The 10,906-nt window shown below is 35.3% G+C and carries 10 protein-coding genes; 6 read left to right on the top strand and 4 right to left on the bottom strand.

The annotated features are described in order from the left end of the window. Window positions 1-87: 87 nt before the first annotated feature. The 3 genes from GH715_RS15650 to GH715_RS15640 all read right to left on the bottom strand — a co-directional run bounded on the left by GH715_RS15650 (window position 88) and on the right by GH715_RS15640 (window position 1,307). The gene (locus GH715_RS15650) at window positions 88-504 is read right to left on the bottom strand and encodes a hypothetical protein (protein ID WP_153836133.1); all 417 of its coding nucleotides are present in this window, start codon (window positions 502-504) and stop codon (window positions 88-90) included. Between the two features lie 281 nt (window positions 505-785). Then, complete coding sequence (locus GH715_RS15645) at window positions 786-893, bottom strand: YjcZ family sporulation protein (RefSeq protein WP_018931396.1); 108 nt, start codon at window positions 891-893, stop codon at window positions 786-788. 273 nt (window positions 894-1,166) lie between these two features. Further along, window positions 1,167-1,307 (bottom strand): hypothetical protein, encoded by a 141-nt coding sequence (locus GH715_RS15640; RefSeq protein ID WP_018931397.1) that lies wholly within the window; start codon window positions 1,305-1,307, stop codon window positions 1,167-1,169. A 498-nt stretch (window positions 1,308-1,805) separates the two neighbouring features. Between GH715_RS15640 and GH715_RS15635 the strand changes: the two genes are divergently transcribed. The 6 genes from GH715_RS15635 to yihA all read left to right on the top strand — a co-directional run bounded on the left by GH715_RS15635 (window position 1,806) and on the right by yihA (window position 9,869). Then, window positions 1,806-2,471 carry an HAD family hydrolase gene (locus GH715_RS15635; protein WP_163578707.1) on the top strand — a complete coding sequence of 222 codons (666 nt, stop codon included), beginning with the start codon at window positions 1,806-1,808 and terminating at the stop codon, window positions 2,469-2,471. 138 nt (window positions 2,472-2,609) lie between these two features. Next, window positions 2,610-3,596 carry a tetratricopeptide repeat protein gene (locus tag GH715_RS15630; protein WP_153836135.1) on the top strand — a complete coding sequence of 329 codons (987 nt, stop codon included), beginning with the start codon at window positions 2,610-2,612 and terminating at the stop codon, window positions 3,594-3,596. 172 nt (window positions 3,597-3,768) lie between these two features. Beyond that, window positions 3,769-5,055 (top strand): trigger factor, encoded by a 1,287-nt coding sequence (gene tig / locus GH715_RS15625; protein WP_153836136.1) that lies wholly within the window; start codon window positions 3,769-3,771, stop codon window positions 5,053-5,055. Between the two features lie 333 nt (window positions 5,056-5,388). Continuing rightward, window positions 5,389-6,660 carry an ATP-dependent protease ATP-binding subunit ClpX gene (gene clpX / locus GH715_RS15620; protein ID WP_018931401.1) on the top strand — a complete coding sequence of 424 codons (1,272 nt, stop codon included), beginning with the start codon at window positions 5,389-5,391 and terminating at the stop codon, window positions 6,658-6,660. 304 nt (window positions 6,661-6,964) lie between these two features. Beyond that, window positions 6,965-9,298 (top strand): endopeptidase La, encoded by a 2,334-nt coding sequence (gene lon / locus GH715_RS15615; RefSeq protein ID WP_153836137.1) that lies wholly within the window; start codon window positions 6,965-6,967, stop codon window positions 9,296-9,298. Next, on the top strand, window positions 9,285-9,869 hold the full coding sequence (gene yihA / locus GH715_RS15610; RefSeq protein ID WP_153836138.1) for a ribosome biogenesis GTP-binding protein YihA/YsxC: 585 nt from the start codon (window positions 9,285-9,287) through the stop codon (window positions 9,867-9,869). The genes lon and yihA overlap by 14 nt, the downstream gene beginning before the upstream one ends. A gap of 127 nt (window positions 9,870-9,996) precedes the next feature. Here the strand turns inward: yihA and GH715_RS15605 are convergent, their stop codons facing one another. After that, on the bottom strand, window positions 9,997-10,896 hold the full coding sequence (locus GH715_RS15605) for a DMT family transporter (protein ID WP_153836139.1): 900 nt from the start codon (window positions 10,894-10,896) through the stop codon (window positions 9,997-9,999). Window positions 10,897-10,906 lie beyond the last annotated feature (10 nt).

Raw genomic sequence — 10,906 nt, 5'->3', positions numbered from 1 at the left:
GTAGATAAAACTACACCACCACATTTGACAAAGAACCCAAAAACGCCAGTCAAGACTATCTCAATTTAGATCCATAAAAATCAAAGACTAATGGATAGCTGAAGATATGTGCTCTCCGAACGCTTTTGTAAAAATAATTTCCAAACTCTTTAGTGATAAATAAAAAATAACGCTAGAGCCTGGATAGACAATAAAAGTACCTAAATCATACAATATTGGATAACCCTCTATTATGTTTATAATCTTCATGACTAAACCAACGATACCGCCGGCGATAGCATAATTAACCCAACGCATTCCTCTATTGATTTTATCAATTATTATAGATGCAGGTATTCCGATAAATAAGAAAAAAGGGAACGAATACCAATAAACTATAAATAATCTTATTAAGTATGGAGCTTCTGAGAAAAAGGTAAACCTGGAACCAGCTATTGCATCGAATGTTAAAAAAGAAAAGTAAAGGATACATGGTGCAATTACAGACGTTATTATCCTTTTCATTTTATTCCTCCTAACATGTACAACATAACATAGAAAATAAACATTTACGAAATATGTTAGCAACAGATAATGATCCGGTATTTGACTGTTTTTTAGTTATTTCAGATCGCCATCTCCTCTTTACTACTACAATCTTTTTGAGGATGACCGTTCAAGATTGTATGCTGATGGTAGGATAGAAATAAAAAATATGTAACTTATGTAATGAGATACAGACGGGCGCCCATCTGTATCTGCAAAGGAGGTTATAAATTGTGCGATACACTAATTCAATCAATTAATTAATAGCCGTAACCACCACCGAAGGAAGCACCAATAATAATTAAGAGGATGAACAATACTACAATTAATGCAAAACCTCCACCGTAACCAGCTCCATATCCACTCATCGGAAGAAACACCTCCTTAAACTCAGATAATGCATACTATGTTATATTTTCAAAAGTTGTAATGGACAGCTGCCATCCTAATTCGAAATAAATCGATTAAGAGATGATCTAAACAATTTTTTTCTAGACAGTAACAAATTAGAGTAGAGGTGAAATGTAACTAGAACTGATCAGTAATAGCTTTTTAGTTAATATTATGTAAAAGATTTATTGGATTATATTTCTCATTTATTTAGAGGACCTAACTAAAGGTGAGGTCCTCTAAATAAGTTATTATCTACCTTGATTACCCATATTTGTTACATTGGAAAGTAATCTTTGAGCTTGTCCTTGCCCTCGACCATTCATCATACTATATGCAGCAATACCGACTCCGATGGAACCAAGTACAGATAGCCATTGTATATTTCTCACCCTAAACACCTCCGAAAGATATGTTGGCTTTATATAGCCTCTCATATTTTTTGGAGATTGGATAAAAACATGTATGGGAATCATTTCTCATTAATAAAGAAACCATCGGAATGATGGGGGACATACAGATACTAAATTTTATAAAAAGAATGGAGTAAATGGCTTTTTAAGGAGTATCAACTTTCTAAGTATCTGTGCGGGGGAATACATGACTATTGGATTATTTTTTATCATTCGAGGGATTGCGCAGATCCTTCACAACTAATAGGCAAGTAATAATGATAAAAATAATCATGGTTATTTGCGTGAAAGTGTGTTCCAAAGCTTGATGAATGCCAATGGATAATCCAGTTAACAAAATAAATAGGTATGTTAGTTGGTGTAATTTCATTTTTAAAATGGTGTTGAAGTAACACCAAATTCACCTCATTTCGGTTAAAATTTTATTTGCTTTATTTGTTATAATAAGAAGAAAAAGGCTGGTGATGATCAATCACAATCAAAGCTGTTTTATTCGATTTAGACGGCACTTTGCTAGACCGAGATTCGTCGATAAATATTTTTGCTGAAAATCAATATAATAAATATTATAAAGCTTTACAACATATAGATAAAGACTTGTATATAAATCGTTTTATCGAACTGGATAACAGAGAGATGGTCTGGAAGGATAAAGTGTACGAACAGTTAGTTCAAGAATTCACGATTACGGATTTAACATGGATAGAGTTGTTAGATGATTATATAAGTCGGTTTTGTTATAGTTGTAAACCATTCTCTAATCTACATGAAATGCTGAACAGATTAAAGAATATGAACATAAAACTCGGGCTGATCACAAATGGAAAAGGCACATTTCAAAGGCATAGTATTAATGCTTTAGAAATTGATAAATATTTTTCAATCATTTTAATCTCAGAGTTAGAAGGGATAAAAAAGCCAAACGCTAAAATTTTCGAAAAAGCTTTACAACATTTGCAAGTACAGCCTAATGATTGTTTTTTTGTTGGAGATCACCCCGAAAATGATATAAATGCTGCGAAACGAGTTGGTATGTATACGATTTGGAAATATACTTCTGGTGTTACATGTGATAGTGCAGACTTTATTATTGCCGATCTAAAGCAAATTCCAATTATTATGAAAGACTTTCAAGAAGAATAAGTTTGTTAAAAAGCTCTTGCCCACGATCATTATGAACAACCAAAATTTATCCAGTCTTTCGCTATATCTGATGCTTGAGTAATATTAGAATAAACTTTATAATAGTATCTACTATCATAAGGAAAGGCAGGTGAGATAATGGAGGAAGAAAGGGAAAACATTATTATTTTTCCTAAATGGAAGGATAATTTAGAAGGTAAAGCGAAAACAGCAATGCAGGAAAATCGTTTTCAAGAAGCTTATGACTTTTTTCATCAATTAACGGAAAATGGTGTCCGGTCACATGAAGTAATGACTGGTAAATTAATATGCATGATGGAACTTAACATGCATGATGAAGCGGAAGATTTATGTGAAGAACTAATCACCAAGAAAGATGATTATTTTGCTTCTTATGTACATATTTATGCCACATTATTATTTCAGTCAAGCAAGTATAATGAAGTGATGTTTCTAATTGATGAGGCTTTAACGCAAACAAATATTCCTTCTCATATTAGAGATCAATTACGACATATGTATCAGCTAAGTAAAGAATTACAGCAACAGGAAGATAAAAAATCATACATAGAAGTTCAGAAACAGTTAGAGGAAGCAATTGAACAGAAAAATGACCGTCAGCAATGGTATATGGTGAAGCGCTTACTCCAGTTGGAGGTATATCACGATAAAACTTTTTTTAGAGGGATGTTAAAGAATCCGGAAATTCATCCAGTGGTAAAGACGGCGTTATTAGAATATTATCAGAAAGTACAACCAGATCAGCCGATACATATAGAAAAGTTTCAATTGACAGATGAAATACATATAAAAGAATTGGACGATATTTTACCTGTTTCCTTTATAACAGGTGTTACCCATTGGTTAGATCATGTACAACAACAAGACCCTACCAAATTTCAAATGATTCAATTCATATTAGAACGTTTTGCATATGTATACACCCCTTTTCTACCACAAAAGGAAAACTATCAACTTTTAGCGGAGTCGTTGGTGTATTACGTTAGCAGAAGTTTCCAATTATTCGGCGAAGAAGACGATCGCCAGGTTTCTGTTATCAAGGAACATTATTTGAAAATGATTGATATATCAGAGACACTTTATGGAACAATTTTAGACGTTTAATGCCTGGTGATAAAATTCATTGCAAAAAAAATACTACATACGTTATTATTATTGAAAGCAAATGCAATTATGTTATAATAAGATGGTTGCAATTTGCGTTCGGTCTATTATAGGATGGTATATTGAATGAACGTCAAATATACAGATTTTTTTATGTTGGAGGGAATTTAGAATGACAGCAAAATGGGAAAAGCAAGAAGGTAATGTCGGCGTCTTAACAGTAGAGGTAGATGCAGACAAATTCGATAGTGCTTTAGACCAGGCCTTTAAGAAGGTTGTAAAACAAGTACAAGTACCTGGTTTCCGTAAAGGTAAAATGCCGAGAGGGATGTTCGAAAAACGTTTTGGTGTAGAATCATTATACCAAGATGCTGTAGATATTATTCTTCCTGGTGAATACACAAATGCAGTAGAGGAAACTGGAATCGAACCAGTAGATCAGCCAGAAGTGGATATCGAACAAATCGAAAAAGGTAAAAACCTTATTTTTACTGCTAAAGTTACTGTGAAGCCTGAAGTGCAACTTGGCGATTACAAAGGACTTGAAGTAGAAGAAGTAAGCACAGAAGTTACAGATGAAGATGTAGAAGAAGAAATCAAAAAGCAACAAGAACAACAAGCTGAACTTGTTGTGAAAGAAGAAGGCGAAATCGAAAATGGTGATACTGCTGTAATCGATTTTGAAGGCTTTGTTGATGGAGAAGCATTTGAGGGTGGTCAAGCGGATAACCATTCATTAGAAATTGGTTCTGGCTCTTTCATTCCAGGCTTCGAAGAACAACTAGTTGGTAAGAAAGCAGGAGAAGAATTAGACGTAGAGATTACTTTCCCTGAAGAATACCATGCAGAGAACTTAGCTGGAAAAGATGCTACTTTCAAAGTGAAAATCCATGAAATTAAAGCAAAAGAACTTCCAGAATTGGATGATGAATTTGCTAAAGACGTGGACGAGGAAGTAGAAACACTTGACGAGTTAAAAGAAAAAACAAAGAAACGTCTTCAAGAACAGAAAGAAAACGAAGCTGATGCTAACAAACGTGAATCTTTAGTTCAACAAGCGTCTGAAAATGCGGAAGTGGAAATTCCAGAAGCAATGGTACAATCTGAATTAGATCGTATGCTTCAAGAATTTGAACAAAGATTACAAATGCAAGGCATGACATTAGACATGTACTTCCAATTCTCTGGTCAAGATGAAGATGCGTTAAAAGAGCAAATGAAAGAAGATGCTGGAAAACGCGTGAAAACAAACTTGACATTAGAAGCAATTGCTGCTGCTGAGAATGTTGAAGTAACAGATGAAGATGTCGAAAAAGAATTAGAGTCTATGGCTTCTATGTACAATATGGAAGTGGATCAAATCAAACAAGCGCTTGGTGGAAACACTTCAGCTCTTCAAGAAGACTTGAAATTCAAAAAAGCAATTGATGTCCTTGTAGATAATAGCAAATCAAAATAAACAGTATAAGAAAACAAGGTGCGTAATCCCGTACCTTGTTTTCTAACCTTCATCCTGCCAAACTATACAGCCCCATTTTTTTTACACAAATAATTGATGAATGAAATAGAAGGATATACATTTGGTAAGACTAACATATACATAAAGAAAACTCTTCTCCTATAAAAGGCAAACTATTTGTAATCGACTTAAAAGACTGATACTCTTTACAAACGTGAAAAAGTGTATTACTTTTTTATTTTGGAACAATTTGATATGATTGCCTAAAGACGAAAAGTGTTTAATCGTTTTTATGAATTACAGGAGATATTTTTTGAACAAGGGGTGAATGTCATGTATAAATTTAATGAAGAAAAAGGTCAATTGAAATGTTCATTCTGTGGAAAAAGCCAAGACCAGGTTCGTAAGCTAGTCGCTGGACCAGGTGTTTATATATGTGATGAATGTATTGAACTTTGTACAGAGATTGTGGAAGAGGAATTAGGTACAGAAGAAGAAGTGGAATATAAGGATATTCCAAAACCACAAGAAATCTGTGAAATTCTAGATGATTACGTTATCGGACAGCAAAAGGCAAAGAAAAACTTATCAGTAGCCGTATACAATCATTATAAACGTATCAATTCACCAAAATCGAAAGATGACGTAGAATTGGCGAAAAGTAATATCGCAATGATTGGTCCTACGGGTAGTGGTAAGACGTTACTTGCTCAAACACTTGCACGTATTTTAAATGTGCCGTTTGCTATAGCAGATGCAACATCATTAACAGAAGCAGGTTATGTAGGGGAAGACGTTGAAAATATCTTATTAAAGCTTATTCAAGCAGCTGATTATGACGTTGAAAAAGCGGAAAAAGGTATTATCTACATTGATGAAATTGATAAAGTTGCTCGTAAATCAGAGAACCCATCCATTACACGTGATGTTTCTGGTGAGGGTGTGCAACAGGCATTATTAAAAATTCTTGAAGGCACAACAGCTAGTGTACCTCCACAAGGTGGAAGAAAGCATCCACATCAAGAATTTATTCAAATTGACACTACTAATATTTTATTCATTTGTGGTGGAGCATTTGATGGTATTGAACAGATCGTGAAGCGTCGACTTGGTAAGAAAGTTATTGGTTTCGGTGCTGACGCTGACAACCAGGAATTAGATAAAGCAACGCTGCTTTCAAAAGTACTTCCTGAGGATTTATTACGCTTTGGTTTAATTCCAGAATTTATTGGACGTCTGCCAGTTATCGGAAGCTTAGAGCCACTGGACGAAAAAGCACTAGTGGATATTTTAACAAAACCAAAAAATGCTTTAGTAAAACAGTTTAATAAGCTTTTCGAAATTGATGACGTTGAATTGGAATTTGAAGAGGGTGCACTGGAAGCTGTTGCTCAAAAAGCAATTGAAAGAAAAACAGGTGCTCGTGGTTTACGATCTATCCTCGAAGGCATTATGTTAGATGTTATGTTTGAACTGCCATCCCGTGAAGATATTAAGAAGTGTATCATCACGAAAGAAACAGTTACACAAGAAAATGGTCGTCCAAAATTAGTCCATGAAGATGGAACAGTTCTCGACCTTGAATCTCCAAAAGAAAGTGCGTAAATAGGGCGCCAGAGCTGGCCGTGATATATGACAGCACAATATTGCAGAAAAAATCCCTTGTTGTTCAACAAGGGATTTTGTATTGTTTTATCACCATAGGTAAAACTAATAAAAAGTACTTTTAGATTTACAAAAAAACGAAACTTCTTTAAACTTATAACAACAGAAGAAACATTCAATGGTACTAGGTATTATGCATATCATTTTATTGGCTATAGTATGAAACGAACGCTTTCGCCAACAGATATAGTGATTACTTTTTGTTTGGATACATAAGAACTAGTAGCTTTGACGGAGGTGCCATATGACAGAATCAAATTTTATACATATTCCATTATTACCATTAAGAGGGTTAATTGTATTTCCAGGTATGGTGATTCATCTGGATGTAGGGCGAGAAAAATCGATTCAAGCGTTAGAGAAAGCAATGATGAATGATCAGCACATATTTCTTGCTGCTCAAAAAGAAAGCGCCATAGATGAACCGAAAACAGATGATATTAATACGATTGGTACGGTTGCGAAAGTTAACCAAATGCTAAAATTACCGAATGGAACGATGAGAGTCTTAGTAGAAGGGTTGTACCGTGCTGAAATTCAACAATTTATTAATGAAGAAAAACAATTTTTTGTTGAAATTGAAGAAGTGGAAGATATACATCAGAAAAAAGCTGAAGAAGATGCGTTAATGCGTGCATTGTTAGAGCAATTTGAGCATTACACTAAAATTTCAAAGAAAGTCAGCAAAGAAACGTTGGCAAGTGTGACAGATATTGAGGATCCTAGCCGTTTTGCTGATCTTGTTGCTTCACATATAACCTTAAAGATGTCAGACAAGCAAGAAGTACTGGAAACGTTAGATGTTGCGAAACGTCTTCGGAAGTTATTGGAAATCATCTCTAACGAAAAAGAAGTATTAGAATTAGAACGAAAAATCGGACAACGTGTTAAAAAATCGATGGAAGAAACCCAAAAAGAATATTACTTGCGGGAACAGATGAAAGCCATCCAAAGTGAACTAGGTGATAAAGACGGTAAGACAGGTGAATTAGCAGCATTAAGAAAAAAGCTAGAGGAAAAAGACTTGCCTGAACGTATTGTGGAACTGGTAGAAAAAGAATTAAACCGATATGAAAGAGTGCCACAAAGCTCAGCTGAAAGTTCTGTGATCCGTAATTATATTGATTGGGTACTGTCATTACCTTGGACAGAGGAAACAGAGGATAACCTGGATATAAACCATGCCGAAAAAATTCTAGATGAAGATCATTATGGATTAGAAAAGGTTAAAGAACGTGTTCTAGAGTATTTAGCAGTTCAACAGCTAACCAATTCATTGAAAGGACCGATTCTTTGCTTAGTTGGACCACCAGGTGTTGGTAAAACATCTCTAGCTAGATCTGTGGCAAGATCGATTGATCGTCATTTTGTCCGGATATCACTAGGGGGTGTCCGTGATGAAGCGGAAATCCGAGGACACCGCCGTACCTATGTTGGTGCAATGCCAGGCCGCATTATCCAAGGTATGAAAAAAGCTGAAACCATTAATCCAGTCTTTTTGTTAGATGAAATTGATAAAATGTCTAATGATTTCCGCGGAGATCCTTCCGCTGCTATGTTGGAAGTATTAGATCCTGAGCAAAATAATACCTTCAGTGACCATTACTTGGAAGAAACGTATGACCTGTCCAATGTTATGTTTATTGCTACTGCAAATAATTTAGCTACGGTACCAAGACCGTTGTTGGATCGAATGGAAGTTATTTCGATTGCAGGCTATACCGAATTAGAAAAATTACACATTGCTAAACAACATTTATTGCCGAAACAGTTAAAAGAAAATGGTCTAAAAAAAGGGCATATGCAGATGCGTGATGAAGCCTTATTAAAGCTTATTCGTGTGTATACGAGAGAAGCGGGTGTACGTGGTTTGGAACGGCAACTAGCTTCTATTTGCAGAAAGGCAGCTAAAATCATTGTTTCTGGTGAAAAACACCGCGTCATCGTTACCGAAAAACAATTAGAAACGATTTTAGGTAAGCCAAAATTCCGCTATGGTATGATGGAGGAAGAAAATCAAATTGGTGCTGCCACAGGATTAGCCTATACCGCTGCGGGTGGCGACATTTTATCGATTGAAGTTAGTATCTCAAAAGGGAAAGGTAAACTAACATTAACTGGTAAGTTGGGCGATGTTATGAAGGAATCAGCACAGGCTGCTTTCAGTTATATTCGTTCAAGAGCAGATCAATTAAAAATAGATCCGGATTTCCATGAAAAATATGACATTCATATTCATGTTCCAGAGGGTGCTACACCAAAAGATGGACCATCAGCTGGGATTACGATGGCAACGGCACTGATCTCCGCTTTGACGGGAAGAGCAGTTCGAAAAGAAGTAGGGATGACAGGAGAAATTACTTTAAGAGGGCGAGTACTGCCAATTGGTGGGCTAAAAGAAAAATCATTAAGTGCACATAGAGCAGGTATTACAACCATTATTATTCCAGCAGATAATAAAAAAGATTTGGAAGATATACCTGAAAGTGTTCGGGAAGGTTTAACATTTGTTCCGGTTGATCATTTAGATACAGTATTAGAATATGCATTATTGGGGGAGAACGATGAAAGTCAATAAAGCTGAAATCGTCATTAGTGCGGTGTCCGAAAAGCAATATCCAAAGGATCGTTGGCCGGAAATTGCCTTAGCCGGCCGTTCAAACGTAGGGAAATCCTCTTTTATCAATAAATTGATCAATCGGAAAAATTTAGCTCGAACATCTTCAAAGCCAGGAAAAACGCAAACATTAAATTTTTATAATATTAATGATGCCTTTTACTTCGTGGATGTCCCTGGTTATGGCTATGCCAAAGTATCAAAGAAAGAGCGAGAAAAATGGGGTAAGATGATGGAAGAATATTTCTCGCTCCGTGATACATTGAGACTGACTGTGTTGATTGTCGATATCCGTCATAAACCAACAGAAGATGATGTGATGATGTATGATTTTCTTAAGTATTATGAGATCCCTGTATTAGTGATCGCAACGAAACTGGATAAAATTCCTAAAAACAAAAAAGCAACCCACTTAAAAAGAGTGATTGATACACTTGAACTTGATTCTGAAGATAGTGTCATTCCTTTTTCCGCTGAAACCAGTGAAGGAAAAGAGCACGTGTGGAGTTATTTATCTAATTATCTCAAGTAAAATCAGAAATCGAAAAAGTATTTATCTTAAAGCTCTTGAAAGAAAACAAGCATAAGAAATTAAAAAAAGTGTCTATCAAAAGGTTGTAAAAGTTGAAAATTATAAGACATAAACAAAAAACCGAGCGTTATTGCTCGGTTTTCGTAATTTTTCTTCGCTTATGGTAAACAGTTAGGAATGCTGCGCTGATTACTAATATTATTCCGATAACTTGTAAAAATTGTAAGTTGTCATTAAAAATAATCACACCAATCAATACAGCAATGATCGGCTCCATAGCTCCTAGAATGGCAGCTTTACTTGATTCGATGCGAGTAAGTCCAAATGTATAAAGTGTATAGGCTCCAATCGTGGATATAATAACGATTCCGCCGATATTCAGCCAGACTTCAGCTGATTGAAAAGCCTCTGTCTTCTCCCATAACTTACTAGTTGGTAAAATAAAAATACTTCCCATACATAACGCATAAACGGTTGTTGTAAGAAAATTATAGTGCCTGCTAACTTGTTTACCAATAATACTGTATAAACCACAGAAAAAGGCAGACAATAAGCCCAATACGATACTAATAAATGGAATTTGCATATTTCCAATTGGTATTAGTTGAATAGCCAGTGAACAACCAAAAATCGTCAATACTAGTGAGGTAATTTTTCTGTTTGTAATGGTTTCTTGAAAGAAATATTTAGACAATATGGTAACAAAAACAGGAGCAGTATACAATAGTACGACGGCTATGGATAGTGACGTCTGTTTCATCACTGTAAAGTAACACCAATTGAAAAAAACAATACTACATACCCCTAGTCCGATAAAGTGAGGGATATGTTTCCATTGAATTCGTAACTTCCTTGGAGCAAGAATGGCGATAAGCGGCATTAAAATGATGGTAGAAACAGTTAAACGGATTGCGACGATTTCCCATGCAGTAAATCCTTCGTTATACAATCCATCCACAAATAAGCCTGTCAAACCCCAAAAGCTCGCTCCGATTAAGGTAACGAAATAAGCCAAATAGTTCTTCATACTTTCACCT

Origin of the sequence: Gracilibacillus thailandensis, from assembly GCF_010994055.1 — a bacterium.
Taxonomy (GTDB): Bacteria; Bacillota; Bacilli; order Bacillales; family Amphibacillaceae; genus Gracilibacillus; species Gracilibacillus lacisalsi.
The sequence above is the reverse complement of the archived record's forward strand: the minus strand, read 5'-3'. Positions and strand labels throughout refer to the sequence as shown.

Excerpts from the sequence above, each read along its gene's own strand:
- GH715_RS15650 (WP_153836133.1), bottom strand. The coding sequence starts at position 504 with ATGAAAAGGATAATAACGTCTGTAATTGCACCATGTATCCTTTACTTT.
- GH715_RS15645 (WP_018931396.1), bottom strand. The coding sequence starts at position 893 with ATGAGTGGATATGGAGCTGGTTACGGTGGAGGTTTTGCATTAATTGTA.
- GH715_RS15630 (WP_153836135.1), top strand. The coding sequence starts at position 2,610 with ATGGAGGAAGAAAGGGAAAACATTATTATTTTTCCTAAATGGAAGGAT.
- tig (WP_153836136.1), top strand. The coding sequence starts at position 3,769 with ATGACAGCAAAATGGGAAAAGCAAGAAGGTAATGTCGGCGTCTTAACA.
- clpX (WP_018931401.1), top strand. The coding sequence starts at position 5,389 with ATGTATAAATTTAATGAAGAAAAAGGTCAATTGAAATGTTCATTCTGT.
- lon (WP_153836137.1), top strand. The coding sequence starts at position 6,965 with ATGACAGAATCAAATTTTATACATATTCCATTATTACCATTAAGAGGG.
- yihA (WP_153836138.1), top strand. The coding sequence starts at position 9,285 with ATGAAAGTCAATAAAGCTGAAATCGTCATTAGTGCGGTGTCCGAAAAG.
- GH715_RS15605 (WP_153836139.1), bottom strand. The coding sequence starts at position 10,896 with ATGAAGAACTATTTGGCTTATTTCGTTACCTTAATCGGAGCGAGCTTT.